Genomic DNA, 26833 nt, shown 5'->3' with positions numbered 1-26833 from the left:
CGCCGGCCGACGGAGGTGCCCGTGCCCGGACCCCGCATCCTCAACGACCGCTACCGGATCAACGAGCTGATCGGACGCGGCGGCATGGCCGACGTCTTCCGCGGCCGGGACCTGCGCCTGAACCGGACGGTGGCCGTGAAGCTGATGCGCGCGGACCTCGCTCGGGACGCCCAGTTCCAGGCGCGGTTCCGGCGCGAGGCCCGCGCCGCCGCCGCCCTCAACCACCCCTCGATCGTGGGCGTGTACGACACGGGCGACGTCTGCATGAGCGAGGACCAGCACCATCCCATCGACTGCCCGTTCCTGGTCCTCGAGCACGTCTCCGGGCGGACCCTGCGCGAGGTCCTCGACGACGGGTGCGTGCCATGGCGGCGCGCCGCCGCGTGGACGGTGGGCGTGCTCGAGGCCCTCGAGCACTCGCACGCTGAGGGGATCGTCCACCGGGACGTGAAGCCCGCCAACGTGATGGTGACCCCCGCCGGGGACGTGAAGGTCACGGACTTCGGACTCGCCCGCGCCCTCGCGGACACCTCGGCGAACACGTCCCAGCAGACCGTGGTCGGCACCGCCCTCTACCTCTCCCCCGAACAGGCCACGGGGCGCGCGGTGGACGCCCGTGCCGACCTGTACTCGGCGGGCTGCGTGCTCTTCGAGCTGCTCACAGGACGGCCGCCGTTCACGGGGGACACCCCTCTGGCGGTCGCCTACCAGCACGTGCGCGAAACCCCTCCCGCGCCCTCGGAGGTGGCCTCCGGGCTGCCGCCGGCGCTGGACCCCGTGGTGCTGCGCGCCCTGCGCAAGGACCCGGCCGAGCGGTACGCCTCCGCCACCGAGTTCCGCCGTGCCCTCGAGGCCGCCGTCGCCGACCCCACCGCGCTCCCCCTCGCCGAGGAGGGACCGGTCACCCGCTCGCTCCCGGCGGCGCCGCCCGCCGTGGGCGAGGGGGGACGGCCCGGCGACGCGCCCGACGACGCGGACACCCAGGCTGTGGCCGGGCACGCCGTGGCCGGCACCTCCCTGCCCGGAGCACCCTCGGCCGCCCAGCTCGCCGCCGCGGCCTCCGTGGACGGACGCTCCCCCAGCACCGGCTCGCACCACGCGGTGGCCCCGGCCCGCCCGACCACCGGCCCCCTGGCCCTCGTGCCCGCAGCCCCGACGCCCGCGGGCTCCCATGCCGCACCGCCGCCCGAGCCGGGGACGTCCCGCCGTCGGTTCCTGGCCCTCGTGGGCGCCATGGGGGCGGTGCTGCTGCTCCTGGCCGCCGTCCTCACCCTGACGCTGGGCGGGCGGGGCCTCGGCCCCTCGACGGTGCCGGACCTGCGGGGCCGGACCGAGGCGGAGGCCGTGGCGGCGCTCTCGGACGCGGGCCTCACCGCCGCCGTCGTCCCGGTGTTCCACGCCTCCGTGCCCGCCCAGCACGTGGTGGACACCGATCCTGCCGCCGGCGCCGCCATGGACCGGGGCGCCGAGGTGCGCGTGCACGTCTCCCGCGGCCCCGCCGACGTCGTGGTCCCGGAGTCCCTGCAGGGCGCGCCCGAGTCCACGGTGCGCGCGGAGCTGGAGCGGCTGGGACTGTCCGTGTCCTCCGTGGAGTACCAGGACGCCGGCGGGATGGCGCGGGGCCGGCTCGTGCGCACGGACCCGACGCTCGGCAGCGGCGTGGACTCCGGCACTCCCGTGGTCCTCTACCTCTCCTCCGGCATGGTGCCGGTCCCGGACCTGGTGGGGATGACGGTGGAGGACGCCCAGGCGACGCTGCGCCGGACGGCCCCGGACCTGGCGACCCGCGTCCAGTCCGACGAGGGCGGGGCCGTGGCCACCGGCGTCGTGGTGGGCCAGGATCCGCCCGCGGGGACTCGCGTGGACAACCGGTCCGCGATCACGCTGACCACGTCCTCCTCCGCGATCGCGAGCGTGGAGGGACCCGCCCTGGTGGAGGACCCGGCCGCGCCCGCCCCGTCCTGGATCGAGCCCGAGCCGACGCGGGACCCCCCGCCGGCGGAGCCGCCCGCCACCGCCCCGCGGCCGGATCCGACCACCGCGGCCCCGGCGCCTCCGAGCGACCCGCGGCCCAGCAGCGACGACCCGGAGCCGAGCACCTCCGTCGAGCCGACCCCGGACCCGAGCACTGAACCGCCGAGCGATCCCGTGCCCGGCCCGGACCCCTCGGAGCCCTCACCCAGTGGCCCGGCACCCGACCCGGAGCCGGATCCGACCGCACCGGCCGATCCGGACCCCTCGACCTCGGGCGGCGTGGGCCCCGTGCTCCCCGAGCCCTCGATCGAGCCGACGCCCTCCACGTGAGCCGCGGGGCGGCGGGGACCGCTCAGCCGTCCTCGTGGGCCTTCGTGGTCAGGCGTCCTCGCGGACGAGCGGCGTGAGCTGCGCGCCGCGCTCGGCGGCGCCGTCCAGCCCCACCGACTCGAGCCAGTTGCCCAGCATGCGGTAGCCGCCCTCGGTGAGCACCGACTCGGGGTGGAACTGCACGCCCCACAGCGGGGCCGTGCGATGCGCGAGGCCCATCACGACCCCGTCGTCGGTCTCCGCGGTGATCTCCAGGACGGACTCGTCGACCGTGTCGCGCACGGCGGCGAGCGAGTGGTAGCGGGTGGCCGTGAAGCGCTCCGGCAGCCCCGTGAAGGTCGCGTGCCCGTCATGGCGCACCACGGACGTCTTGCCGTGCATGAGCGTCTCAGCGTGCGTCACGGTCGCGCCGAACGCCTCCGCGATCGCCTGGTGGCCCAGGCACACCCCGAAGAGCGGCCGGCCGCCGTCGGCCGCGGAGCGGATGAGGTCGAGGGAGACGCCGGCGTCGGCGGGCGCGCCCGGCCCGGGCGAGATGAGCACCGCCGTGTGCTCCGCGGCCAGGGCGAGGGCGCGCTCGGCGTCCACCTCGTCGTTGCGGATCACGGTGGTGCGGGCGCCCAGCTCCTGGAGGTAGCCCACCAGGGTGTAGACGAAGCTGTCGTAGTTGTCGACGACGAGCACGGAGACCGGAGAGTCGCTCACGAGGGCCGCTTCTTCCTCCCCGCCGCGCGAGGGCGGGGTGCATAGACTGGCCCGGCACGCCGCGCGCCGGTCCTTCGGCAGGTCAGGGAAGGATACCGCGTGGCCCCTGGACCCCCACGTCCCACCCGCGACGCCCGGACCCGGGCAGCAGAAGGAGCATCACCGTGGCAGCCCCCTCCGGCAAGCGCAAGGACTCGGCCCGCCGCAAGCGCGCCGAGCTCGAGAGGGCCCGTTCCGGCGCCCGCGCCTCCTCCGTGAGCACCGACCTCGGCGTCGTCGACGCCGGGCCCGCTCCCCTGCCCCGCTGGTACAAGGCCGTCATGTTCGGCCTGATGATCCTCGGCCTGCTGTGGGTCTGCACCTACTACCTCACGCAGGGGCTCTTCCCGCTGGTGGGCCTCGGCGGCTGGAACATCCTCATCGGCTTCGGCCTCGCCCTTCTCGGGTTCCTCATGATGTCCCGCTGGAGCGAATGACACGGGTGTGATTCTCCACAGCGGTGGACAACCCTGTGGAGAACTTCTTCGGCCCGCTGACGCGGCTGAAGCTGTTGTCCCCGGGTTTGTCCACAGGTGTGGACGGTGAGTGGGCCACTCCTGCACAGGGCCCCTGTGGACAGTCCGCCACCGCGCGGGCCGGCCTGCCGGCCCGCGCGGCGCGGACCGGCACGGCTCACATCACCAGCGCGTCGAGTCCGATCCGGGAGGCCCCCAGGGCGGTGAGGCCCCCGAGTGCCGCCAGCACGACCACGAGGCCCGCCACCTGGGCGCCCACCCCGCCGCGCCCCCGCCCGGGAGTGCCCGGCAGCGGGCCGAGCCGGGTGAGGACCAGGGCGACCGCCGCTCCCGTGAGCAGGCCGCCCACGTGGACCTGCCACGAGATCCCCGGCAGGGCGAAGGAGGCCGCGAGGTTCAGGCCGATGAGCACCGCGATCGAGCGCACCTGACCGCCGCCGATCCGCGTGAGGAGGAAGAGCGCCGCGAAGAGCCCGTAGACGGCGCCGGAGGCGCCCACCACCGGCTGCAGCGGGGCGGAGGTCCACAGGGCGAACACGGCTCCGCCGAGCGCCGAGATCGCGTACAGGGCGAGGAATCGCCACAGGCCCAGCACCGGCTCGAGCACGCGGCCGATCACCCACAGGGCCAGCAGGTTCAGGGCCAGGTGAGTGGGCCCGGAGACGTCGTGCACGAGGGCGTAGGTCAGCAGGCGCCACGGCTCGAAGGCCAGCGGCGAGGTGTAGAGGCCTGCGTACCAGAGGGACGGCGTCACGCCGGTGACGGGGTCCCGGTACAGCCACTGCAGCGCGTACACGAGGGCGGTGAGCACGATGAGGCCGGTCGTCATCGGTGCCGCGGTCAGGGCGCCGAGGACGCCGCCGCGCCCATGGGACGCCCGCGCGGGGGCGGACGACGGCGTCGCGGCGGCGCCGCTGCCGGGTGCCGCGGCGCGGGCCGCGCAGTCCGCGCACACCATGGCGCCGCCGGCGGGGCGCTGGCACTCGAGGCACGCGGGGCGGCCGCACGCGGGACAGGCCACAAACGCCGCATGGCCCGGATGCCGCGGGCACACCGGGGGTGTGCCGTGCGCGGACTCCGGGCCGTGCGGTCCTTCGGGGGTGGTGCTCACCGGGAGCGGGCCGCTCAGGCCTCGGCGATCTCGATGGACTCGATCACGACGTCCTCGAGCGGGCGATCGCGCGGGTCCGTGGCGACGGCGTTGAGCTGGTCCACGATCTCCTTCGAGGCCTCGTCCTTCACCTCGCCGAAGATGGTGTGCTTGCCGTTGAGCCAGCCGGTGGGCACGGAGGTGATGAAGAACTGCGAGCCGTTGGTGCCGGGGCCGGCATTGGCCATGGCGAGCAGGTAGGGGCGGTCGAACTGGAGCTCGGGGTGGATCTCGTCCCCGAACTGGTAGCCCGGGCCGCCGACGCCCATGCCCAGCGGGTCGCCGCCCTGGATCATGAAGTCCTTGATGATGCGGTGGAACACGGTGCCGGAGTACAGCGGGGCGCCGTTGTTCTTCTCGCGGGTCTGGGGGTGGGTCCACTCCTGCTGGCCGGTGGCGAGGCCCACGAAGTTCTTCACGGTCTTCGGCGCGTGGTTGCCGAAGAGCTCGACGACGATGTCGCCGTGGTTGGTGTGGATGGTCGCGGTGTGCGTTGCGTTGGCGGTCATGGGCGTCATTGTTCCACCCGCGGCCCCCGCCTGCACCGGCTCGACCGACGCGCCCTCCGCGTCTTCGCGGTGGGCCGAATCGCGGCGCCCCGGCGGGGCGGTGCTCGAAGAAGGGGCGCGCTCGGACCGTGCCATGGCCACCGCACGCCACTAGGCTGATCCGGAGACGACCAGTCCAGCGAACATCCGACTGCACGGGAGGCAGACATGGCCCGCAAGAACCCGACCACCGACTCCGCGATCCAGCACGACGGCGGGGCGGACACATTCCTGACCCGCCAGGGCGAGATCCTGCGCCACTGGGCCGAGCCCAGGATCGAGGCCGCCCTCGCGTGGGGCGAGGCCGGCACCGCCTTCGGCGAGGTGGGCACCACCGTCGCCGCTGAGGAGGGCCGCCGCCGCGCCAAGGACGTCAAGCAGGACATGGCCCCCCTGGCCGAGCGCGCCGGCAAGGCCGTGGCCGGCGGCCTGGGCGCCGTCGCCCCCGTGGTCGCGAAGCAGAAGGACGGCCTGCACGAGTTCTTCTCCGCGCTCCAGGACCAGGCCGCCGAGCTCGGCGAGGAGTTCACCAAGGAGGCCGAGTCCGCCCGCAAGGCCGCGAAGAAGGCCGGCAAGCGCGGCGCGAAGAAGACCAAGCAGGTCCGCAAGGATGCCCGCGGCGCCGCCAAGAAGGCGGACACGAAGGCCGACGTGCTGGGCTTCCTGACCGCCCAGAAGGCCGGCAAGGCCAAGGACGCCGCCGCGAAGGGCGGGCTCACCGCCGCCGGGCTCCTGGCCGCCGCCGTCGCCGCCGTCCAGGACCAGGGCGAGAAGCTGGCCCCGCAGGTCCAGGAGCGCCTCGCCGAGGCCTCCCGCTACGCCGAGCAGCGTCGTGAGGAGTTCGCGCCCGTCGCCGCCTCGCGTCTGGCCGACGTGGCCGGCAGCGCCCGCCAGACCGCGCACGACGTCCAGGTGCCCACCTCCGTGGAGCAGGCCCTGATCGCCCTCACCGGGGACGAGAAGATCGTGGCCAAGCTGCGCAAGGGCGCCGAGCACTACGCCGGCCAGACCGAGAAGGACCTCAAGCGCACCGCGCGCAAGGCCGACCGCTCCGAGCGCGCGGGCGGCCGCGGCTGGATCGTCGCGGGCATGGCCGCCGCCGCCGCGGGCGCCGGCTTCGCGATCTGGAAGCTCACCAAGCCGGTGCAGGACCCGTGGGCCGCGCCGACCCCCGGCCCCATCACCGCCAACATCCCCGTGGTGGAGCGCGGTGCGGCGAACGACCCCTACGCCAAGCAGCGCGAGGCCGTCGCCGAGGCCACGGGCCACCGCGTCGTCGGCCAGGGCCAGGCCGTGGCGGACGCCGACGCCCGCGTGCTGGGCGAGCCCACCCGCTGACATGACGAGGCCCCGCCGGATCGCTCCGGCGGGGCCTCGACGTCGTGGGGGCCGTCAGCCGGTCACCAGGACAGGCTGATCTCCAGCTCGGACGTCCCGCCCTGCTCGACCTCCACCTCGACCTCCAGCTCCACCCGGTCGGGCACGGCCACGACGACGTCGCGACCGCCCTGCACCACCCGCACCTCGTTCTGGCGTGAGAGCTGGTCGGCGATCTCGCGCAGGCGCGCGGCCGCCTGCTCGCGGGTCATGGACTGCTTCTGCTCGTTCTCGAAGAGCTCGCTCATGAGGCCGAGGCTAGCGGGCGCGGCGGCGGAAGGCGATAGGGTCCGGACCGTGAGCATGCGCGTGCTGGTGGACATGGACCCGGGCATCGACGACGCGTGCGCGCTGATCCAGCTCGTGGGCGCCGGCGCCGAGATCGCGGCGGTGACGGCGGTGGGCGGCAACGCCTCCGCCCGGCAGTGCGCCCTCAACGCGGCCGGCCTGCTGGAGGTCCTGGGGCACGACGACGTCGAGGTCGCCCTGGGTGCGGAGGCCCCCCTGCGCCGCCCGGCCGAGACCACCCCGGAGACGCACGGGCCGCAGGGGCTGGGCTACGCGCGCGTGCCGTGGCGCGAGGAGCGGATCTCGGCGCGCCCCGCGCTCGACGTGTGGCTCGAGGAGCTGCGGGCACATCCGGGCCAGAGCGTGCTGCTGTGCACCGCTCCCCTGACGAACCTGGCCCTCGCCCTGCGCGCCGAGCCGCGCCTGCCGGAGAGGGCGAAGCAGATCGTGATCATGGGCGGCGCCTTCCACCACCCCGGCAACACCACGCCCTCCGCGGAGTGGAACACGTGGTGTGACCCGGACGCGGCGAAGGAGGTCTTCGCGGCCTTCGAGGGGCTGCCCGAGGAGCGGCTGCCGATCGTGTGTGCACTCGAGACCACGGAGCGGATCGAGTACACCCCCGCCCTGCTGGACGCGCTCCTCGCGGGCGCCGGCCGCTCCCCCGTCGGGTGGAGCGCGGACCGGGCCCGGCAGCCCGGCCCCCTCGCGGGGACCGGGAGCGCCGTGCTGGACGTGCTGGCCGACGCGCTGCGGTTCTACTTCGAGTTCCACCACGACTACGACCAGGGCTACGTGGCGCACCTGCACGACCTGTTCGCCGCGCAGGTGGCCACGGGTCAGGCGGAGATCACGACGGCGGCCACGGTGATCGACGTGGAGGCAGACTCGGACCTGCTGCGCGGCACCACGGTGCACGACGACCGCGGCATCTGGGGCCGCCGCCCGAACGCGCGGCGCGTCACGGGCAACGACCCCGATGCGGTGTTCGCGGCGTTCGCTCAGGCGGCCGGCGAGGCCTCGCGGTGGATCTCGAAGCCGGGGGCCCGGTAGGTGGGCTCCCGCTTCTTGAGGGCGCGGATGATCAGCAGGGTGACAGGCACGATGAGGATCTCGATGAGCGTCTTGTACGCGAAGCCGGTCACCGTGTAGTTCACCAGTTCCAGCAGCGAGATCTTGCCGGCGAAGGCGATCGTGCAGAAGATCAGCGTGTCGAAGAACTGGCCCACGATCGTGGAGAGGATCAGCCGGAACGCCACGTGACGCTCCCTCATGCGCTCCTTGAGGCGGACCACGATGGTCGCGTTGAGCAGCGAGCCCACGAGGAAGGCGACGAAGCCGGCGATCGTGATGCGCAGCATCGGCGAGAGCGCCTGGTCCCAGACCTCGAAGCCCTCGACGGGCGTGGTCCAGGAGACCACCGTGTAGGTCGCGGCGGCGAGCACGAGCATCGCGAAGCCGGTGAGGATGGCGCGGCGGGCCCGGCGCCAGCCATACACCTCGGCCAGGATGTCGCCGATGATGTAGACGAACGGGAACAGGAAGGCGCCGCCGTCGAAGATGAGGGGGCCGCCCTCGTAGAAGACGTCGGAGAGGATCGGCACCGTCGGCCCGTAGAAGAGCTTCGCGGCGGTGACGCCGGAGAGGATGAGGAGGGCGATGAAGACGCCCACGAAGATGTCGTAGTAGCTGTGGGGCACCGCGGCGTAGGACGCGGGGCCCTGCCCAGATGCGGGCTGGTCTGTGGTCGGGTGTTCGGTGGTGTTCACCGACCCATCCAACCATCCCGCGGGGCAGGCCCGGCGCGACGGCGGCGGCTCGCGTTGTCCACAGGGAATCCCGGAGGCGTGGGGCGGGCCGCTAGCGTCGGCGGCATGGAGGGGAGGAGGCGAATCGTGGGAGGGGCCGTGGTCACCGTGCTGGGCCTCGCCCTCCCGGCGTGGGGGGTGCTGGAGGCGTGGACCGGCAGCCCGCCCCTCGGCAGGCGGGATCGCCGGCAGGTGACCTTGATGCTCCTCCTCTGCGGCGCCGCCTGGTGGTCGGCCGGCCGTGTCCTCCTCCGCCCACCGCGCGCAGCGCCCCCGCCGCTGCACGGGCCGCCCCGCAGCCCGGATGAGGAGGCGAAGCGGCGCCGGATGCGTCTCGCCGTGACGGCACTGCTCGCGTACGCCGTGGTGCACACCGCGTGGGAGGCCACGCCGGGTGCACCGGTCGCCGCGGGCTACCTGACCGTCACGGGCGGGCTGGTCCTCTGGGCGGGCCTCGTGATGTCCCTCCCGGGCGTCGCCGCCTGGGCGCGGCGTCAGCGGGCCTCGTGGACCGGGGAGGGCAGGGCGCCGGACACCCTCCTGACGGTCCCCGGGACGTCCGTGGTCCACTTCGTGGACCGGTCAGCGCGCGGCGGGCGCACGGGCGAGATCTGCAGAGACGGCGAGGGCCCCGCCGGAGCCGATCGTCTCGATCGTCCGGCGGGGCCCTCGTGATGGTTCGTCCGTGGAGGCAAGGGGACTCGAACCCCTAACCCCCTGCTTGCAAAGCAGGTGCGCTACCAATTGCGCCATGCCCCCGAGCGGTCCGCTCCACGTCTCCGGTTCAGGAGGCGGGTCGGTCCTTCGGCGCCGGGTCCGCGTGGGTCACGCTCTCCGGCAGGCCATCCGTGGCCGAGGCCCAGATGTCCTTCCCCTCACGGTTCGCCCGCCACGTGCGGGCTCCGTAGGCCGCCGCGGCGGCGGCCGCCACGAGGGCGACGCGGGCCAGACGATCCATGGGAAACCCTCCGGGTACGAACGGAGCCCCAGCGGACCGGGGCTCTGTGGTGGGAGTGGGCGTACCAAGACTTGAACTTGGGACCTCTTCGTTATCAGCGAAGCGCTCTAACCGCCTGAGCTATACGCCCTCACCGTCGTTCTCGGCAGAAGCCGTTCACAACAGGAGATGACACTACACGAGCGCGGGCGCCCGGCGCAAATGCGCGCGGACGCCCACCGCCGTCGGCCCGTACGGGAGAGGCCGACGGCGGCGGTCAGTCGTCCGTGAGCGTGACGCCGATGCCGCCCACCAGGGACGCGCAGAGGTTGTACAGCAGCGCGAACACGGTGGCGAGAGCGGTCAGCAGGATCACGTTCAGCACGGAGAGCACGGTGGCCAGGGAGGTCACGGTGCTCAGCGGCGCGAGGCTCTGCACCGTGAAGCGGCCGGCCTCCACGCCCAGGACGGTGCCCAGGATGCCGTTGACCTTCTCGAACACGCCCGTGACGTCGGCGAGCGAGTAGAGCGCCACGGAGGCCACCACGGTCAGGATGCCCAGGGCCACGGAGAGCAGGAACGCGAGCTTGAGCACGGACCACGGGTCGATCCGGCTCAGCATGAGGCGCGCGCGGCGCACCTTCGCCTTGGGAACGGCGCGGACCAGGTTCTCCTGCCCCGCGGACGAGGTGGCCTTGCGGACCGGACGGGAGGACCTCTCCGTGCCGCCCGCGGCCCGGCCGGAGCCGGACGGGCGCTGCGCTGCGGACGTGCTCACTGCTTTCCTCCGTCTGCATCCTCAGCATCGGACGCCTCGAGGGCGCCGTCGGCCTCGGCTACGGGGTCGTTCTGATCGGCTGCTGCGTCCAAGGGTACATCCGGGCCCGGCCCGTCCTCGGAGGCCTCGTCGGCTCCCGTCTCCACCCCGGCCACGACGCCCAGGCCGGCCGTGCTGACCGCCGGATCCGCGGCGTCGCCGAGGGCCTCGCTGGCCGCCTCGGGCGCGTTCACCTCGGCATCGGCCTCCGCGTCCGCCTTGGCCACCATCTCCTGCTCGTTGTTGAGCGTCACGGCCACGATCCGGTCCTTCTTGTCCGGCTTCGCGAAGATCACGCCCATCGTGTCGCGGCCCTTGGCGGGCACGCCCGCGACGGCGGAGCGCACCACCTTGCCGGAGGCCATCACCACGAGCACCTCCTGATCCTCGTGGACGACGAGGCCGCCGGCGAGGCCGCCGCGGTCGTCGACGAGCTTGGCCACCTTGGTGCCCAGGCCGCCTCGGCCCTGCAGGCGGTACTCGTCCACGCGGGTGCGCTTGGCGTAGCCGCCGTCGGTCACGGTGAACACGTACGCGTCGTCGTCGCCCTCGGCCCGGATGACGTCCATGGCCAGCAGGGAGTCGCCGCCGCGGAACTTCATGCCGGTCACGCCGGAGGTCGCGCGGCCCATGGGGCGCAGCGCCTCGTCCGTGGCGGTGAAGCGCAGGGACTGGCCCAGGCGGGAGATGAGGACGAGGTCGTCCGTGTCGGAGACCACCCGGGCCGAGACGAGCTCGTCGCCCTCGCGCAGCTTGATCGCGATCAGGCCGGCGGTGCGGTTCGTGTCGTAGTCCAGCAGCGGGGTCTTCTTCACGAGGCCGCCCCGCGTGGCGAGCACGAGGTAGGGGGCCCGGGAGTAGTCCGTGAGCGGCTGGATCTGGGCGATCCGCTCGTCCGGCTGGAACGCGAGCAGGTTGGCCACGTGCTGGCCCTTCGCGTCCCGGCCGGCCTCGAGCAGCTCGTACGTCTTGATCCGGTACACGCGGCCGAAGTTCGTGAAGAAGAGCAGCCAGTGGTGCGTGGACACCGTGAGGAAGTGCTCCACCACGTCGTCGCCGCGCAGGGTGGCCCCGCGCACGCCCTTGCCGCCGCGCGCCTGGGAGCGGTACTGGTCGATCCGGGTGCGCTTGACGTAGCCGCCGCGCGTGATGGAGACGACCATCTCCTCCTCGGGGATGAGGTCCTCGATGGACATGTCCCCGTCGAAGCCGGCCACGATCTCGGTGCGGCGGTCGTCGCCGTGCTTGGCCACGATCTCCGCGAGCTCGCCGGAGACCACCTCGCGCTGGCGCTGCGGGCTCTCCAGGATCTCCGTGTACGCGGCGATCCGGGCCATGAGCTCGTCGTACTCGTCCTGGATCTTCTGGGACTCGAGCGCAGCGAGCTGGCGCAGCTGCATCTGCAGGATGGACTGCGCCTGGACGTCGTCGATGTCCAGGAGCTCCTTGAGCGCCTCGCGCGCCACCTCGGCCGAGGCGGAGCGGCGGATGGTGGCGATGACCTCGTCCAGCATGTCGAGCGCCTTGAGCAGGCCGCGCAGGATGTGGGCGCGCTCCTCGGCCTTGCGCTTGCGGAACGCGGTGCGGCGCACGATCACGTCGATCTGGTGCTTCACCCAGTGATGCACGAAACCGTCGAGCGAGAGGGTGCGCGGCACGCCGTCGACGAGCGCGAGCATGTTCGCGGAGAAGTTGGACTGCAGCTCGGTGTGCTTGTAGAGGTTGTTCAGCACCACCTTGGCCACGGCGTCCCGCTTGAGCACGATCACGAGGCGCTGGCCAGTGCGGCCCGAGGTCTCGTCGCGCATGTCCGCGATGCCGCTGATCTTGCCGTCACGTACCATCTCCGCGATCTTCGCGGCGAGGTTGTCCGGGTTGGTCATGTACGGCAGCTCGGTGACCACGAGGCACGTGCGGCCCTGGAGCTCCTCCACGTTCACCACGGCGCGCATGGTGATGGGCCCGCGGCCGGTGCGGTAGACCTCCTCGATCCCCTTGCGGCCCAGGATCTGGGCGCCCGTGGGGAAGTCGGGGCCGTGCACGCGCTGCAGCAGCGCCTCGAGCAGCTCCTCGCGCGTGGCCTCGGGGTGCTCGAGGTACCACTGGACGCCGGAGGCCACCTCGCGCATGTTGTGCGGCGGGATGTTGGTGGCCATGCCCACGGCGATGCCGGAGGAGCCGTTGACCAGCAGGTTCGGGTAGCGCGCGGGAAGGACGACGGGCTCGAGCTGCTTGCCGTCGTAGTTCTCCTGCATGTCGACGGTGTCCTCGTCGATGTCCCGGACCATCTCCATGGCCAGCGGGGCCATCTTGGTCTCGGTGTAGCGCTGGGCCGCCGCGCCGTCGTTGCCGGGCGAGCCGAAGTTGCCCTGGCCGAGCGCGAGCGGATAGCGCTGCACCCAGTCCTGGATCAGGCGGACGAGGGCGTCGTAGATCGCCGTGTCGCCGTGCGGGTGGTAGTTGCCCATCACCTCGCCCACCACGCGGGCGGACTTGTTGAAGGAGCGGTCCGGGCGGTAGCCGCCGTCGTACATCGCGTAGAGGACGCGGCGATGCACGGGCTTGAGGCCGTCCCGCACGTCCGGGAGCGCGCGGCCGACGATCACGGCCATCGCGTAGTCCAGGTAGGAGCGCTTCATCTCGGACTCGAGGTCCACGGGCTCGACCTTGTCGGCCGCGCCCTCGGGCAGCACGTAGTGCTCGATGCCCTCGCTCACCTCAGCCGGGACCGCGGCGGCGTGCACGCCGCCCTCCGGGGCGGTGCCCTCGGGCATCCCGGTCTCGGGCGTCTCGTTCTCCGGCGACTCGTTCTCCGGGGGGGTCATCTCGCTCACGCGGGTCCTCTCGTCCTCGTCAGCTCATGCAGGGGGAAGTCCGGGGGCCCGACGCGCGGGGCACCCGTGGGATGCCCGCCCGCGTGTCGGGCGCGGATCAGATGTCCAGGAAGCGGATGTCCTTGGCGTTCTGCTGGATGAAGCCGCGGCGGGACTCGACGTCCTCGCCCATCAGCATGGAGAACACGGCGTCCGCGGCGGCCGCGTCCTCCATGGTCACCTGCAGCAGGGTGCGGTGCTCCGGGTCCATGGTGGTGTCCCACAGCTCCTGGTAGTTCATCTCGCCCAGGCCCTTGTAGCGCTGCACGCCGTTGTCCTTGGGGTAGCGCCAGCCGCGGGCCAGGCCGGCCCCGATCGCGGCATCGCGCTCCTCGTCGGAGAACACGTAGTCGTGCGGGGCGTTGGACCACTTCACGCGGTACAGCGGGGGCTGGGCCAGGAACACGTGGCCCGCCTCGATGAGGGGGCGCATGTAGCGGAACAGCACCGTGAGCAGCAGCGTGGTGATGTGCTGGCCGTCCACGTCCGCATCGGCCATGAGCACGATCTTGTGGTACCGCAGCTTGGAGAGGTCGAACTCCTCGCCGATGTTGGTGCCGAACGCCGTGATCATGGACTGGATCTCGGCGTTGCCGAGGGCCTTGTCCAGGCGGGCGCGCTCCACGTTCAGGATCTTGCCGCGCAGCGGGAGGATCGCCTGGGTGTCCGGGTTGCGGCCCTGCTTGGCCGAGCCGCCGGCGGAGTCGCCCTCCACGATGTACACCTCGCAGCGCGCCGGGTCCTTCGAGGAGCAGTCGGCGAGCTTGCCGGGCATGCCGAAGGACTCGAGCGGGGACTTCCGCCGCGCGTGGTCGCGCGCCTTGCGGGCCGCCAGGCGGGCGTGCGAGGCCTGGATGGCCTTGCGGATGATCTCCTTCGCGGTGCCCGGGTTCCGCTCGAGCCAGTCGCCCAGGTGCTCCGTGACCACCTTGGACACGAAGCCGCGGGCCTCGGAGTTGCCCAGCTTGGTCTTCGTCTGGCCCTCGAACTGCGGCTCTGCGAGCTTCACGGAGAGCACGGCCGTCAGGCCCTCGCGGATGTCCTCGCCCGTGAGGTTGTCCTCCTTGGGCCTGAGGATCTCCTTGTCCCGCGCGTACCGGTTGATGAGGGCGGTCAGGGCGCCGCGGAAGCCCTCCTCATGGGTGCCGCCCTCATGGGTGTTGATGGTGTTGGCGTACGTGTGCACGGACTCCGAGTAGGCGCCCGTCCACTGCATGGCCACCTCGACGGCCATGGAGCGGTCCCCGTCCTCGGCCTCGAACGCGATGACGTCCTCGTGCACGAGCTCCACCTTCTTGGAGGAGTTCAGGTGGCGCACGTAGTCCAGCAGGCCGTTCTCGTACCGGTAGGTCACGGTGCGGCGCTGGGGCGCGGGCGCGGCCTCGTCGAGGCCGTTCTCCTCGAGGGCGTCCCCGGCGGTGCCCTCCCCCACGATCTCGTCGTCCTGGACGGCGTTGTCCTCCTGGACGCGCTCGTCCGTGAGCGTGATGCGCAGGCCCTTGTTGAGGAACGCCATCTGCTGGAAGCGGGCGCGCAGCGTCTCCCAGTCGAACTCCACGGACTCGAAGATCTCCGGGTCCGGGTAGAAGGTCTGGACGGTGCCGGTGGCGTCCGTCTCCTCGCCCTTCACGAGCTCGCCCTGCGGCACGCCGCCGTTCGCGAAGCTCATGCGCCACGCGTGGCCCTGGCGGCGCACCTCGGTGTCCACGCGGCGGGAGAGCGCGTTGACCACGGAGATGCCCACGCCGTGCAGACCGCCGGACACGGCGTAGCCGCCGCCGCCGAACTTGCCGCCGGCGTGCAGGATCGTCATGACGACCTCCACGGTCGGCTTGCCCTCGGTGGGGTGGACGTCCACGGGGATGCCGCGGCCGTTGTCCTCCACGCGCACGCCGCCGTCGGCCTGCAGCGTCACGTCGATCCCGTCCGCGTACCCGGCCAGGGCCTCGTCCACGGAATTGTCCACCACCTCGTACACGAGGTGGTGGAGGCCGCGCGGGCCGGTCGAGCCGATGTACATGCCGGGGCGCTTGCGCACGGCCTCGAGGCCCTCGAGGACCGTGATGGCGGAGGCGCCGTAGTCGCCGGGCACCTTGCGGTCGCGCGGGGCCGGCGCGGCCTCGGCGGAGGCCTGCGGCGTCTCGGGCTGCGGCGTGGCCGCGGGCACCTCGGCCGGGTTCTCGGGCGTTGCGTCGCTCACGGGTGCTGGTCACTCCTCAACGTCGGCGGCATCCTCACGTGGCATCCCGCGCGCGGGCGCCCGGCCGGGGGGCGGACGGCGCCGCGGTCCTGCGGGAGGACGCGGACGGGCTGCTGCGGGGGCGGAGCGTCGGATGGGACCGGGGCTCCGCAGTTCCCCACCAGTCTAGGCGCTTGCCGCCCTCGTGCCCGCCACATCGCGGAAGGCGGAGGCCGAGACCGCCCCTGAGCGGCCCCAGAGACCACTCAGGAGGGGTGCGGGATCCCGTCCAGGACACCCGGGCCGTCTGACGGGCCCTCCGTGCGTCAGAGGGGCGCCTACGGTCCCGGGTCACCCGTAGGTGTCACGGGGGCCGCGGCCGCCCCGCACGGTGCGCGGGCCCTTCCGCCAGCTCGGCGCCTGCGGGCCGAGCGCCTCGAGGCGCGTGACCACGCCCGGGCCGAGCGCCTCGTCGAACCGCTCGAGCAGCACCGGCGCCATGAGCCGCAGCTGCGTGGCCCATGCCGTGGAGCTGGTGCGCACCCGCACCACGGAGTTCTCGAAGGACTCGGGGCGGCAGTGCAGCGCGATCTCCGGGCCCACCAGCTCGGTCCAGCGCGTCAGCACGGAGCCCACGGCCACGGGCGTGGACCAGCCGCGGTCCCGGATGAGGCGGGAGAAGACGTCGGAGACCTCGGCCGGGTCCCGGTCCGCGCCGGAGAACGGCCGGCGACGACGGACGCCGTCGTCGTGCCCGCGGGGGCCGCCGCCCGTACCCGCCATCGACGCCGCGAGCCCCGCGCCGCTCCCTCGTGTGCGCAGGGGGGCCTCTCCGCGCTCCCGGGCGGCGTCGCGGACCCGGCGCAGCTGCACGAGGGCGAGGTCCGGGCGGTCCGGGGTGAACGGGGGCTCCGGCTCAGCCATCGCGGCCGCCCTCGCGGGGGGCGCGGATGTCTCCCTCCACCGGGTCGGCGGCCGGCACGGCCTCGGATCCCTCCACGTCCTGACGGATGAGGATCCGCGGCCCGGTCAGCTCCGCCGGGATGTCCTCGACGGCGGCGCCCGTGACGATCACCTGCTCCGCGCGCCCCACGAGGCGGGCCAGGCGCGAGCGCCGGGCGGAGTCGAGCTCCGCGAAGACGTCGTCGAGGATCAGCACGGGACGGCCGTCCGGATCTGGGTCGTCGGCCACGAGCACGTCGTACGCCGCGAGGCGCAGGGCGAGCGCGAGAGACCAGGTCTCCCCGTGCGAGGCGTAGCCGCGCGCCGGGGCCGGGCCCAGGAAGAGGGTCAGCTCGTCCCGGTGCGGGCCCACGAGGGTGAGGGCGCGGGCCTGCTCCTCGTCGCGCTGGGCGAGGAGGGCCGTGGCCATGTCCGCGGCCAGCTCGGCCACGGAGGGGACCTCTGCGTGCGTGCCGCGGGCCAGCGGGACGGTGGAGTCATAGGCGTAGGTCGCGGCCTTGGAGCCGTTGGTGAGCGCCGCGTACATCTCCTGGAGCGGGTGGGCCAGCAGGCGCAGCACGTGGAGTCGGCCGTGCAGCAGCCGGGCTCCGGCCGCGCACAGGTGCTCGTCCCACACCGCGAGGGTGGACTCCTCCTCCGCGCCCCAGCGCCGGGCACGCCGCGCGGACTTCAGCAGCGCGTTGCGCTGGCGCAGGACCCGCTCGAAGTCCGAGGCGGCCTCGCCCAGGGCGGGGCGCAGCTGCACCATGAGCTGGTCGAGGAAGCGACGGCGGCCGCCCGGGTCCTGCGTGACGAGGCCGAGGTCCTCGGGGGCGAACACCACGGTGCGTAGGATGCCGAGGCCCTCCTTGGCCCGCACGGGGGCGCCGCGGTTGATGGCCACCCGGTTCGAGCGGCCCGGGAGGATCTCGAGCTCGAGCGCCACCGTGCGCGAGCCGCGGTGCACCCGGCCCGCGATCCTGGCGCCGGGCTGGCCGAAGCGGATGAGCTGCGCGTCGGCGCTCACCCGGTGGGACTGGTGCGACCCCAGGTAGCCGATGGCCTCCACCAGGTTGGTCTTGCCCACGCCGTTGGCCCCGAGCAGGACCGTGGAGCCCGGCTGCATCTCGAGGTCGGCCCACCGGTAGGACCGGAAGTCCTGGACGGTCAGGCGGGACAGGTGCACGGGGTGGGGGCCGGGCCCGTCAGGCCAGGCGCACCGGCATCACGAGATACCGGTAGTCGGAGACGGTGCCGGCGTCCTCGGAGACGCCCGTGAGCAGCGCGGGCTTCGGAGCGGCGGTGAAGGAGAAGCGCACCTGCGGCTGGTCCACGACGGCCAGGCCCTCGGACAGGTAGGACGGGTTGAAGGCGACCGTGATCTCCTCCCCCTCGAGGGTGCAGGGCACGGACTCGGTGGCGCTCGCGTCGTCCCCCGTGCCGGCGTCGAGGCTGACCTCGCCCTCCCGGAACACCATGCGCAGCGCGGTGTTGCGCTCGGCCACGAGGGCGACGCGCCGCGAGGCCTCCACGAGGGCGCCGGTCTCCACGACGGCCTGGATGGGGCTGGACTCCGGGAAGAGGGAGCGGATCTTGGGGTACTCGCCGTCCACCAGCACCGAGGTGGTGCGGCGGCCGCCGGAGGCGAAGCCCACGAGGTCCACCTTCTCGCTGACCATGATCTCGAGGTCGCCGCCGCCCCCGAGGGACTTGGCCACCTCGGTGAGGGTGCGTGACTTGACCAGCAGCGAGGTGGAGATCGAGGGGTCGGCGGGGGTCCAGCGGATCTCCTTCATGGCCAGCCGGTAGCGGTCCGTGGCCAGGAACGTCATGGTGTCGCCGTCGATCTCGACCTTCACGGCGGTGAGGATCGGGAGTGTGTCGTCCTTGGAGGCGGCCACGGTCACCTGCGCCACGGCGTGCGCGAAGGCCGCGCCGTCCACGGTGCCGACGGCCGTCGGCAGCTCCGGGAGCGCGGGGTAGTCGCCCACCGGCATGGTGGCCAGGGCGAAGCGGGAGGAGCGGCACGTCACCACGACCTTGCCGCCGTCGAGCTCCACCGTGACGGGGGCGGCGGGCAGCGAGCGGACGATGTCGTTCAGCAGGCGCCCGGACACGAGGACCTGGCCCTCGGCCTCCACGTCTGCCTCGATCTCCAGGCGTGCCGAGGTCTCGTAGTCGAAGCTGGCCAGGGAGACCAGGCCGTTCTCCGCCGTGAGGAGCAGGCCGGAGAGCACCGGAACGGGGGGCCGCGGGGAGAGCGAGCGGGCGGTCCAGGAGACGGCGTCGCTGAGGATGTCGCGTTCGACGGTGAACTTCACGAGCTCTGCACTGCCTCTCTGGCGGGGACGTCGGTCATGGGAGACCCGTCCCTCTTCGGCGCGAGCGCCGGCGGAGGGGATGGGAGGCCTCGGCGGTGACGGACTCGGGCGTGCGGTGCGGGACCGCGGTTCGGCGAGCCGTCACGTGAACGTCAGCATAGGCGCTCGGCGCGGGCGGTGTCAGTTCACCCCCGCTCTGTGGAGGGCTGCCGAGGACGTGTCATTCAGGGGCCCGGCAGGGGCCGGGAGCGGGGCGTGGCGCAGGGAGCCTTGATGTTGCTTGACAGGATCTCTACGGAAGGGTCAGTAGGGGTAATAGCACGTGTGGATTCTGTGGACAACCACGATGTGCGGCGTCAGGCCGCCGATCTCGCTGTGGGGGGCGTGGGGATTCCGTCCCGTCGGGGGTGTGCACGGCCGGTGGATGAGCCGATCGCAGCCCACCGACGTCGTCCACAGGGGTGTGGGAGGTTGTGCGGTGCGCTGCACCGTTTGTCCTCCGGCCGTCCACAGTTCTGTCCACAGACCTTGTCCACAGCTCGCTGGATCCGCGGAATCATGCGGTTCACGCCTGTGGACGCCTGTGGATGACGGTGGAGAACTCCTCGCTCGAGGCCGGCTCCCCACCCTGTGCGCGGCCACCGTCCCCAGGGGTGTGGACTGCTCGGAATCGGCGCGGGGATCCCGCGGGGACGGGGCGCGCGTTGTCCACAGCGGGGGCGCTTCTCCACAGGGTTGTCCACAGTGGTGGACAATGTGGATGGAGTCTCAGGCTCCGGTTGAAGGGGATCGGACGTCCCTCAGGCGCCGCGCTGCTTGCGCTTGATCTCGTTGGTGAGCTCGGTCACCTGGTTGTAGATCGTGCGACGCTCGGCCATGAGCTCGCGGATCTTGCGGTCCGCGTGCATCACGGTGGTGTGGTCGCGTCCGCCGAGCTCCTGGCCGATCTTCGGCAGGGACATCTCGGTCAGCTCGCGCAGCAGGTACATGGCGATCTGGCGCGCCGTCACGAGCGTGCGCGTGCGGGACTTGCTGGTCAGCTCCTCGAGGGTGAGGTTGAAGTACTCCCCCGTCGCGTGGAGGATCAGCTCCGGCGTGATCTCCTGCGCCGAGTCGTCCGTGATGAGGTCCTTGAGGACGTGCTCGGCCAGCTCGATGTCCACCGGCTGACGGTTCAGCGAGGCGAACGCCGTCACGCGGATGAGGGCGCCCTCGAGCTCGCGGATGTTGGTGGAGATGCGGGAGGCGATGTACTCGAGGGCCTCCGGCGGGGCCACGAGCCCCTCGGCCTCCGCCTTCTTGCGCAGGATCGCGATGCGGGTCTCCAGGTCCGGCGGCTGGATGTCCGTGATCAGGCCCCACTCGAAGCGGGAGCGCAGGCGGTCCTCGAACCCGGAGAGCTGCTTGGGCGGCAGGTCCGAGGTGATGACCACCTGCTTGTTGTTGTTGTAGAGCGTGTTGAAGGTGTGGAAGAACTCCTCCACGGTCGCTTCCTTGTCCGCCAGGAACTGGATGTCGTCGATCAGCAGGATGTCCACGTTGCGGTAGAGCTGCTTGAACGAGGCGCCCTCGTCATGGCGGATGGAGTTGATGAAGTCGTTGGTGAACTCCTCGGAGTTCACGTAGCGCACGCGCAGGCCCGGGTAGAGGCGGCGGGCGTAGTGCCCGATCGCGTGCAGCAGGTGCGTCTTGCCCAGTCCGGACTCGCCGTAGATGAAGAGCGGGTTGTAGGCCTTCGCCGGCGCCTCCGCCACGGCGTTCGCCGCGGCGTGGGCGAAGCGGTTGGAGGAGCCGATCACGAACGTCTCGAAGTGGTAGCGCTCGTTGAGGCGGCTCGTCTCGGCCGAGGTCGACGGCGGCGCCGGCGTGGGCGCGCCGGCGGCGGGACCGCCCGGGGCCGGGGCCTCGGGCGCGGGGTCCTCCTGGCGACGCTCGAAGCCGGGGAGCTCGGCGGCGACCGCGCGACGGCCGGGCCGGGAGTCGGGGTCCGGGGTCGGCTCGGCGCTCACGGGCTCGCCGGCGAGGGCGGAGCGGCGGGCCTCCGGCTCGGGGGTGCGGGGCGGCTGCAGGTTCGCGTCGATGGAGATGGCGAGCAGGATCTCCTCGCGGAACACCGCGGTGAGGGCGTCCGTCAGGGCCTCGGCCACCTGGGCGCTCTGGAGCGTCTCGCGGGTGGTCTCGTTGGGCACCGCCAGCAGGAGGGTGTTGCCGATCTGCCCCTGCGGCTGGGCCAGGTAGACGTAGCCCATGAGACGCGCGCTGACCCGCGCGTCGTCCTCCAGCGTGCTCACGACGGAGCGCCACGACGTCAGCACGGCCTGATCTGCCACCACGGAGACTTCCTTTCCTGGGGCAGCCCACCAAAGGTGAGGAGACTGCGGCGAACGGCGTCCATCGGACTCGGTGAGGGGAGTCTAGCGACTGTCCACAGGGTTGTGCACAGTCGGTGGACAACCCTTATCCTCCTGTGGACGACCCCGCCCGCCCGCCCCGCGCGCCCGGGCTCGCCCGCGCACCCGTTTGACCCGCGCGTCCGTGGGAACTAGAGTTGCCTGGTCCCCCGGGCTGTCGATCCATCGTGCCCGCCGGGGATTTCATGTCAGAGCCTCACCGGTCCATCCCCCTGGTTCACCTGTTCAGGTCGGCGGTCGCAGGCACACACAACACGTCGTGGAGTGATCACAGTGAGCAAGCGCACCTTCCAGCCCAACAACCGCCGCCGCGCCCGCAAGCACGGCTTCCGCGCCCGCATGCGCACCCGCGCCGGCCGCGCCATCCTCTCCGCCCGCCGCGGCAAGAACCGCGCGGAGCTGTCCGCCTGATCAGGCGCCTCCAGGGCTGACGCGCGCCGTGCTGCCCCGAGACCGGCGCGTCCGGACCCCCGCGGAGTTCCGCCACATCGGCCGCACCGGCACCCGGGTCGGCCGTCGGAGCGTCGTGGTGTCCCTCGCCCTGGACCCTGCGCCGACCCGGCCCTCGACGCTGAGCACGCCTCAGCGACCGCGGGCCGGGTTCGTCGTCTCCAAGTCCGTGGGGAACGCGGTCGTCCGCAACCGCGTCAAGCGCCGCCTGCGGGACATCGTCCGCCACGAGTTCGAGACCCCGGCCCTTCGGGGGCTGCCCGTGCTCGTCCAGGTGCGGGCCCTGCCCGCCGCGGCCGACGCAGACCACGCCACGCTGCGCCGAGACGTGAGCAGCGCCCTCGCCAAGGCGCTGCGCACCCGCGGCCTGACCGCGGACCCCTCTCCCCTCCCCCCGCCGCCGCCCCTCGCGAAGGAGGCCTGATGGCCACCGCCTCCTCACCGTTCACGGTGCGCGAGCCCGCGCGGGAATGGGGACCCCTCCGCGCCCTGCCCTCCACGCTGTTCGCGTGGGTCATCATGGCCTGGCGGTTCGCCGTCTCGCCCCTGTACGGGCAGGTGTGCCGGTACTTCCCCAGCTGCTCCGCCTACGGCCTCGAGGCCGTCCACGTGCACGGGGCCGCGAAGGGGAGTCTGCTCACCGCTCGTCGGATCGCCAGCTGCCACCCGTGGGCGGACGGCGGGGTGGACCCCGTGCCGCCAGGCCGACGCGTGTGGCCGCCGGGCCGGCAGCCCCGGATCATCTCCCTGAACCACCCTCCCGTCCCACCCGACCCTCAGCCGGAGGATTGACCCCCATGTTCGAAGCCATCCTCGCCCCGTTCCGCTGGCTCATGTCCTGGATCCTCGGGGCGTTCCACACCCTGCTGGAGACGGTGGGCATGCCCTCCGACTCCGGCTGGACGTGGGCGCTGTCCATCCTCCTGCTGGTGGTGCTGATCCGCACCCTGCTGATCCCGCTGTTCGTCAAGCAGATCAACGCCCAGCGCTCCATGCAGGCCATCCAGCCCGAGCTACAGAAGCTGCAGGCCAAGTACAAGGGCAAGAAGGACCAGCTCTCCCGCCAGGCCATGGCGCTCGAGCAGCAGGCCCTCATGAAGGAGCACAAGGCGAACCCGTTCGCCGCGTGCCTCCCGCTGCTGGTGCAGATGCCGTTCTTCTTCGCCCTCTACCAGGTGCTCATCGGCGCGCGGACCGCCGCCGAGCAGGGCCAGGGCATGGACGCGCTCTCCGCGGACCAGATCCGCTCCTTCGAGGGCTCCACGATCTTCGGCGCCCGCATGTCGGACACCTTCATGCGCTCGTTCGGCCAGGACGGCGGCCTGCCCGTGCTCATCGTGGCGCTGGTCCTCATCCTGCTCATGAGCGGCTCCATGTTCTACATGCAGAAGATGCTCATGTCCAAGAACATGAGCCAGACCGCGCTGACCGGTCCCATGGCCCAGACGCAGCAGATCATGCTCTACGCGATGCCCCTGATCTTCGGCATCGGCGGCATCAACTTCCCCATCGGCGTGCTTCTCTACTGGACGTACTCCAACTTCTGGGCCGTGGGCCAGCAGTGGTGGATCATCCGCAACAACCCCACCCCCGGCTCGATCGCCGAGCAGGAGCTCAACGAGCGCCGCGCCGCCAAGGGCCTGCCTCCCGTCGGCAAGAAGGTCACCGAGGCCCCGGCCGCCTCGTCCTCCGCGCACACCTCGGGTGCGTCCGCCGGCACCGTGCTCAACGGTGAGCCGCTCCGCCCGGGTCAGCGCGTGCAGCCGCAGCGCAAGAACCGGAGGAGGAAGTGACCGTGCCCGCACAGGATCCCGCCGTCGAGGAGGACGTCCGCCTTCCGGAGGGAGGTGCAGTGCCCGACGACGGCGCCGCTCCCGGCGCGGACGAGGCACCCGAGGAGGACGGCCTGCGCCGCCTCGAGGAGGAGGGCGAGGTGGCGGCCGACTACATCGAGGAGCTGCTGGACATCGCCGACCTCGACGGGGACATCGACATCGAGGTGCGCGACGGCCGGACCTACGTCTCCGTGGTGTCCGAGGAGGACGACGAGCGCCTGGCGGCCCTGGTGGGCCAGGACGGCCGCGCCCTCGAGGCGCTGCAGGAGCTGGCGCGCCTGGCCGTGCTGACGTCCACGGGGCACCGCTCCCGCCTCATCCTGGACATCTGCGGGCACCGTCGGCGCCGGGACGCCGAGGTGCGCGCGCTGGCCGCCGACGCCGTCGCGCGCGTGCGTGACGGCGAGGGCCCGGTGCGCCTGGAGCCCATGGGCGCCTACGAGCGCAAGATCGTGCACGACGTGGTGGCCGAGGCGGCCCTGACCTCCGAGTCGGACGGCGAGGGCGCTGGGCGCCACGTCGTCGTGTCCGCCGATGCCTGAGTCGCCGACGCCGTCCTACGAGGAGCGGCCCGGGCTGCGCCCGGGTGAGCGCGGGGAACGACCCGCGCCCGAGGGCCAGCCGGCCCCGCCGCTCACCGCCGAGCTGGCCGGGCCCGCCCGTCAGCTGTTCGGGGACGCTCTGCCCCTCGCGGAGCGCTACGTGGCCCACCTCGCGGACACCGGCATCGAGTGGGGCCTGATCGGCCCGCGCGAGGCGCCGCGGCTGTGGGAGCGGCACGTGCTCAACTGCGCCGTCGTCGCGGAGCTGCTGCCCCGGGACGCGCATGTGGCCGACGTCGGCTCGGGCGCCGGGCTGCCCGGGCTCTGCCTCGCGCTGGCTCGCCCGGACTGCCGGTTCGTGCTCATCGAGCCCCTCGAGCGGCGTGTCGAGTGGCTGGACATGGTGGTCGAGGACCTGGGCCTGGGGAACGTGGACGTGGTCCGTGCCCGTGCGGAGCAGGTGGTGGGCGAGGTCAGCGCCGACGTCGTGACCGCGCGCGCTGTGACAGCCATGAAGAACCTTTTGCCCCTGACCATGCCCCTGCTGCGCGGGGAGGGCGAGCTGCTGGCCATCAAGGGACGCTCCGCGCCCGAGGAGATCCGCGCGGCCCGGAAAGTGCTCCGCACGTATGGTGGAGCTGAACCGGAGATCCTCACGCTGGGCGAGGGGCTGCTCCCCGAGACCACCACGGTGGTGCGCGTGGCCGCCCGACGCCCCCGCTGACCCTCCCCTCCCCCGGGAGGGGCCGGCGCGGATCCCCGTCGACGACGTCGTACCCGCCTCACGGAAGGAAGAGCCGCATGGCGCAGGAGCAGGAGAGCCGGGGTGGGGCCTGGAAGGCCCTGCGCCAGAAGTGGTCCGGACGGCCCCCCGAGAAGTCGGGCGCCGAGGAGGCCGCCCGTCCGAAGGCGCGCCGACTGGCGCGCCCGGAGCGGACGCGGGTGATCACCACGTCCAACCAGAAGGGTGGCGTCGGCAAGACGACCACCACGGTGAACCTGGCCGCCGCCCTGGCGCGGGCCGGGATGCGCGTGCTGGTGATCGACATCGACCCGCAGGGCAATGCGTCGACTGCGCTGAACATCCCCCATGCCGGGGACGTCCCCTCCGTGTATGACGTGCTGCTCGACGAGATGGAGATCCAGGACGTCGTGCAGGACGCGCCCGACGTCGACGGGCTGCAGGTGGTTCCCGCGACCATCGAGCTCGCCGGCGCCGAGATCGAGCTGGTCTCCCTCGTGGCCCGCGAGCAGCGCCTCTCCCGTGCCTTCGAGCGCTACGTGGCATGGCGCGCCGAGCAGGGCCAGGAGCGGCTGGACTACGTGTTCATCGACTGCCCGCCCTCGCTGGGCCTGCTGACCGTGAACGCGTTCGTGGCCGCCGAGGAGGTGCTCATCCCCATCCAGGCCGAGTACTACGCCCTGGAGGGCCTCTCGCAGCTGCTGAAGAACGTGCAGATGATCCAGAAGCACCTGAACAGCAGGCTGCAGGTCACGACCATCCTCCTCACGATGTTCGACGCGCGGACCAACCTGGCGGTCCAGGTCGCCGAAGAGGTCCGGGCCCACTTCCCCCAGCAGCTGCTCCAGACCGCCATCCCCCGCAACGTGCGCATCTCCGAGGCCCCGAGCTATCAGCAGACGGTGCTCACGTACGACCCGACGTCTGCGGGTGCGGTGGCGTATCGGGAGGCGGCGGTCGAGATCGCCGGGCGAGGTGCTCCGACGCCTCTGTGACGGGTCGGCCCGCGTGACATCGAACGCGATGAATTGATGTTTGCCCGGATCGTGCAGGGCAGGAGGAGCAACGGCGGCGCCTGCGGGCGCCGCCGTTTCACGTGAAACCGCGCGTGAGGCATCCTCGATGGTCGACCCTCCGCGGGAGGGGACTGTGCGGGCCCGGGCCGGTGGGTGCCGGTCGGGGCCGCGGGCCCGGTGCGGCGGGGTGTTCGAGGCGTGCCTATCTGGCGCGGGACGCCTCCCCAGGCATGGGCCACTCTGCAACGAGCAGTCGGCGCCGGCGTCGGGGCCTCTCCCCCAGGCGGTGCCGCCTCTGTGCGGACAGCGACGGGGTCCACGCGTGCGACGGACCTCAGTGCATACGAGCGGTGCTGGGCGCGCCATCCCCGCGGAGACCCCGCTCGCCACTTGCCCATTCCCCCAGCGCCGCGGGTCGATCCCAGGCGACCGCGCAGGGGATAAGGGAGCGTAGATGACCGTGGAGCCCCGGGGAGCAGGAGGAGGATCCGCTGTTGATATGTGGAGAACTCCTGTGGACAACGAAGACAGCGGTCTGCTGGCACACAGGTCAATTGCGGTCTATGAAAGACCTCCGTGTGGATAACGGGGCCTCTTGTGACTCTCTCGCTTGTGGACATCGCGGTGGGCACGAGGCACCGGTCTGTGGATTGCGAGCTGCCAGCTGCGGTCTGAGGGACGAAGTGAACGGTGGAATGCGGCTGAGATGCTCGGGCATCCTCCGAGCACGGGCCCCCTGCACCCCTTGTCCCCGCTGTTTCCCGTGGCGAATTCAGAGGCAGAAGGGATGTGATTTCCCTCAGACTCCTCTCGCCGGGAAAGGCGAGCGCTCAATGGCTGAGCCGGGAACTGTATACACGGGGACGTACCCTGGCGTGCTGTGCCGTTCTGGGAGAGCGGTGCTGGCCGGGTGGCACCTCGCTTCTGGACGGACCGCTCCCCCATCGGGAAGGACACCTGCACCGTCTAGTTCACCTGCGGCCCCGGCGTGAGCGGGGACGGAGAAGGACGCACGCAACGGGTGAGCGAAGGCGACGCCCAGCTGCCTCAGCCGTGTTTCACGTGAAACAGGG

At 72.3% G+C, this 26833-nt stretch carries 24 protein-coding genes, 2 tRNA genes and 1 pseudogene; 12 read left to right on the top strand and 15 right to left on the bottom strand.

Annotated elements, in window-relative coordinates:
- Positions 1–21: 21 nt before the first annotated feature.
- Positions 22–2304 carry a Stk1 family PASTA domain-containing Ser/Thr kinase gene (gene pknB / locus AB0302_RS05875; RefSeq protein ID WP_366370845.1) on the top strand — a complete coding sequence of 761 codons (2283 nt, stop codon included), beginning with the start codon at positions 22–24 and terminating at the stop codon, positions 2302–2304.
- A gap of 48 nt (positions 2305–2352) precedes the next feature.
- Here pknB and AB0302_RS05870 read toward each other — a convergent pair whose 3' ends face one another.
- Complete coding sequence (locus tag AB0302_RS05870) at positions 2353–3009, bottom strand: aminodeoxychorismate/anthranilate synthase component II (protein WP_366370844.1); 657 nt, start codon at positions 3007–3009, stop codon at positions 2353–2355.
- A gap of 164 nt (positions 3010–3173) precedes the next feature.
- Here AB0302_RS05870 and AB0302_RS05865 point away from each other — a divergent pair, with 164 nt between their 5' ends.
- Complete coding sequence (locus AB0302_RS05865; RefSeq protein WP_248116700.1) at positions 3174–3485, top strand: cell division protein CrgA; 312 nt, start codon at positions 3174–3176, stop codon at positions 3483–3485.
- A gap of 196 nt (positions 3486–3681) precedes the next feature.
- Here the strand turns inward: AB0302_RS05865 and AB0302_RS05860 are convergent, their stop codons facing one another.
- Together AB0302_RS05860 and AB0302_RS05855 are read right to left on the bottom strand one after the other, a co-directional pair.
- Positions 3682–4545: a rhomboid family intramembrane serine protease gene (locus tag AB0302_RS05860; RefSeq protein WP_366370843.1), complete on the bottom strand. Its 864-nt coding sequence runs from the start codon at positions 4543–4545 to the stop codon at positions 3682–3684.
- Between the two features lie 104 nt (positions 4546–4649).
- Entirely contained in the window at positions 4650–5183 is a 534-nt protein-coding gene (locus AB0302_RS05855; protein WP_366370842.1) for a peptidylprolyl isomerase, read from the bottom strand.
- Positions 5184–5390: 207 nt separating this feature from the next.
- Here AB0302_RS05855 and AB0302_RS05850 point away from each other — a divergent pair, with 207 nt between their 5' ends.
- Positions 5391–6560 carry a hypothetical protein gene (locus AB0302_RS05850; RefSeq protein ID WP_366370841.1) on the top strand — a complete coding sequence of 390 codons (1170 nt, stop codon included), beginning with the start codon at positions 5391–5393 and terminating at the stop codon, positions 6558–6560.
- A 62-nt stretch (positions 6561–6622) separates the two neighbouring features.
- On the opposite strand, the gene AB0302_RS05845 is transcribed toward AB0302_RS05850, so the two are convergent.
- Positions 6623–6847: an amphi-Trp domain-containing protein gene (locus tag AB0302_RS05845; protein ID WP_248116708.1), complete on the bottom strand. Its 225-nt coding sequence runs from the start codon at positions 6845–6847 to the stop codon at positions 6623–6625.
- A gap of 49 nt (positions 6848–6896) precedes the next feature.
- On the opposite strand from AB0302_RS05845, the gene AB0302_RS05840 reads away from it, so the two are divergent.
- Positions 6897–7940, top strand: a complete 1044-nt coding sequence (locus AB0302_RS05840) for a nucleoside hydrolase (protein ID WP_366370840.1) — start codon at positions 6897–6899, stop codon at positions 7938–7940.
- Here AB0302_RS05840 and AB0302_RS05835 read toward each other — a convergent pair.
- Complete coding sequence (locus AB0302_RS05835) at positions 7889–8656, bottom strand: queuosine precursor transporter (protein ID WP_366370839.1); 768 nt, start codon at positions 8654–8656, stop codon at positions 7889–7891. The two genes, AB0302_RS05840 and AB0302_RS05835, sit on opposite strands and share 52 nt — an antisense overlap.
- Positions 8657–9022: 366 nt before the next feature.
- On the opposite strand from AB0302_RS05835, the gene AB0302_RS05830 reads away from it, so the two are divergent.
- Positions 9023–9370: a hypothetical protein gene (locus AB0302_RS05830; RefSeq protein ID WP_366370838.1), complete on the top strand. Its 348-nt coding sequence runs from the start codon at positions 9023–9025 to the stop codon at positions 9368–9370.
- An 11-nt stretch (positions 9371–9381) separates the two neighbouring features.
- On the opposite strand, the gene AB0302_RS05825 is transcribed toward AB0302_RS05830, so the two are convergent.
- The 10 genes and pseudogenes from AB0302_RS05825 to dnaA all read right to left on the bottom strand — a co-directional run bounded on the left by AB0302_RS05825 (position 9382) and on the right by dnaA (position 21097).
- Positions 9382–9454: transfer RNA gene (locus AB0302_RS05825), tRNA-Ala, on the bottom strand.
- A gap of 25 nt (positions 9455–9479) precedes the next feature.
- Positions 9480–9653, bottom strand: a complete 174-nt coding sequence (locus tag AB0302_RS05820) for a DLW-39 family protein (RefSeq protein WP_366370837.1) — start codon at positions 9651–9653, stop codon at positions 9480–9482.
- Between the two features lie 56 nt (positions 9654–9709).
- A tRNA-Ile gene (locus tag AB0302_RS05815) sits at positions 9710–9783 on the bottom strand.
- 126 nt (positions 9784–9909) lie between these two features.
- On the bottom strand, positions 9910–10410 hold the full coding sequence (locus tag AB0302_RS05810; protein WP_248116719.1) for a DUF3566 domain-containing protein: 501 nt from the start codon (positions 10408–10410) through the stop codon (positions 9910–9912).
- Positions 10411–10673: 263 nt separating this feature from the next.
- A pseudogene (gyrA, locus tag AB0302_RS05805) lies at positions 10674–13274 on the bottom strand (DNA gyrase subunit A); the annotation flags it as partial.
- Positions 13275–13380: 106 nt separating this feature from the next.
- On the bottom strand, positions 13381–15522 hold the full coding sequence (gene gyrB, locus AB0302_RS05800; protein ID WP_319075604.1) for a DNA topoisomerase (ATP-hydrolyzing) subunit B: 2142 nt from the start codon (positions 15520–15522) through the stop codon (positions 13381–13383).
- A gap of 330 nt (positions 15523–15852) precedes the next feature.
- The gene (locus tag AB0302_RS05795) at positions 15853–16425 is read right to left on the bottom strand and encodes a DciA family protein (protein WP_248116721.1); all 573 of its coding nucleotides are present in this window, start codon (positions 16423–16425) and stop codon (positions 15853–15855) included.
- Positions 16418–17629, bottom strand: a complete 1212-nt coding sequence (recF, locus tag AB0302_RS05790) for a DNA replication/repair protein RecF (RefSeq protein ID WP_366370836.1) — start codon at positions 17627–17629, stop codon at positions 16418–16420. The genes AB0302_RS05795 and recF overlap by 8 nt, the downstream gene beginning before the upstream one ends.
- A 19-nt stretch (positions 17630–17648) precedes the next feature.
- Complete coding sequence (dnaN, locus tag AB0302_RS05785) at positions 17649–18764, bottom strand: DNA polymerase III subunit beta (RefSeq protein WP_366370835.1); 1116 nt, start codon at positions 18762–18764, stop codon at positions 17649–17651.
- Positions 18765–19564: 800 nt separating this feature from the next.
- Positions 19565–21097 (bottom strand): chromosomal replication initiator protein DnaA, encoded by a 1533-nt coding sequence (gene dnaA, locus AB0302_RS05780; protein WP_366370834.1) that lies wholly within the window; start codon positions 21095–21097, stop codon positions 19565–19567.
- Between the two features lie 351 nt (positions 21098–21448).
- Here dnaA and rpmH point away from each other — a divergent pair, with 351 nt between their 5' ends.
- The 7 genes from rpmH (at position 21449) to AB0302_RS05745 (ending at position 25739) form a co-directional block, all read left to right on the top strand.
- Positions 21449–21586, top strand: a complete 138-nt coding sequence (gene rpmH / locus AB0302_RS05775; protein WP_248116729.1) for a 50S ribosomal protein L34 — start codon at positions 21449–21451, stop codon at positions 21584–21586.
- 28 nt (positions 21587–21614) lie between these two features.
- Positions 21615–22049 carry a ribonuclease P protein component gene (gene rnpA, locus AB0302_RS05770; RefSeq protein ID WP_248116731.1) on the top strand — a complete coding sequence of 145 codons (435 nt, stop codon included), beginning with the start codon at positions 21615–21617 and terminating at the stop codon, positions 22047–22049.
- Positions 22049–22417 carry a membrane protein insertion efficiency factor YidD gene (yidD, locus tag AB0302_RS05765; RefSeq protein ID WP_248116733.1) on the top strand — a complete coding sequence of 123 codons (369 nt, stop codon included), beginning with the start codon at positions 22049–22051 and terminating at the stop codon, positions 22415–22417. The genes rnpA and yidD overlap by 1 nt, the downstream gene beginning before the upstream one ends.
- A 5-nt stretch (positions 22418–22422) precedes the next feature.
- A complete protein-coding gene (yidC, locus tag AB0302_RS05760; RefSeq protein ID WP_248116735.1) occupies positions 22423–23418 on the top strand; it encodes a membrane protein insertase YidC in 996 nt (331 codons plus the stop codon).
- Between the two features lie 59 nt (positions 23419–23477).
- The gene (locus AB0302_RS05755) at positions 23478–24002 is read left to right on the top strand and encodes a R3H domain-containing nucleic acid-binding protein (RefSeq protein ID WP_248116828.1); all 525 of its coding nucleotides are present in this window, start codon (positions 23478–23480) and stop codon (positions 24000–24002) included.
- Positions 23995–24726, top strand: coding sequence for a 16S rRNA (guanine(527)-N(7))-methyltransferase RsmG (gene rsmG / locus AB0302_RS05750; protein WP_248116737.1), 732 nt, complete (start codon positions 23995–23997; stop codon positions 24724–24726). The genes AB0302_RS05755 and rsmG overlap by 8 nt, the downstream gene beginning before the upstream one ends.
- A gap of 77 nt (positions 24727–24803) precedes the next feature.
- Positions 24804–25739, top strand: coding sequence for a ParA family protein (locus tag AB0302_RS05745; protein ID WP_319076315.1), 936 nt, complete (start codon positions 24804–24806; stop codon positions 25737–25739).
- Positions 25740–26833 lie beyond the last annotated feature (1094 nt).

It is taken from the genome of Micrococcus sp. NPDC078436 (assembly GCF_040702705.1).
Lineage (GTDB): Bacteria > Actinomycetota > Actinomycetes > Actinomycetales > Micrococcaceae > Micrococcus.
Note: the sequence above shows the minus strand (reverse complement) of the source record. Positions and strands in the feature narration are given on the sequence as shown.

Coding starts and splice junctions, on each gene's coding strand:
- AB0302_RS05855 (WP_366370842.1), bottom strand. CDS start 5,183: ATGACCGCCAACGCAACGCACACCGCGACCATCCACACCAACCACGGC.
- AB0302_RS05850 (WP_366370841.1), top strand. CDS start 5,391: ATGGCCCGCAAGAACCCGACCACCGACTCCGCGATCCAGCACGACGGC.
- AB0302_RS05845 (WP_248116708.1), bottom strand. CDS start 6,847: ATGAGCGAGCTCTTCGAGAACGAGCAGAAGCAGTCCATGACCCGCGAG.
- AB0302_RS05830 (WP_366370838.1), top strand. CDS start 9,023: ATGCGTCTCGCCGTGACGGCACTGCTCGCGTACGCCGTGGTGCACACC.
- AB0302_RS05820 (WP_366370837.1), bottom strand. CDS start 9,653: ATGGATCGTCTGGCCCGCGTCGCCCTCGTGGCGGCCGCCGCCGCGGCG.
- AB0302_RS05795 (WP_248116721.1), bottom strand. CDS start 16,425: ATGGCTGAGCCGGAGCCCCCGTTCACCCCGGACCGCCCGGACCTCGCC.
- yidD (WP_248116733.1), top strand. CDS start 22,049: ATGGCCACCGCCTCCTCACCGTTCACGGTGCGCGAGCCCGCGCGGGAA.
- yidC (WP_248116735.1), top strand. CDS start 22,423: ATGTTCGAAGCCATCCTCGCCCCGTTCCGCTGGCTCATGTCCTGGATC.
- rsmG (WP_248116737.1), top strand. CDS start 23,995: ATGCCTGAGTCGCCGACGCCGTCCTACGAGGAGCGGCCCGGGCTGCGC.
- AB0302_RS05745 (WP_319076315.1), top strand. CDS start 24,804: ATGGCGCAGGAGCAGGAGAGCCGGGGTGGGGCCTGGAAGGCCCTGCGC.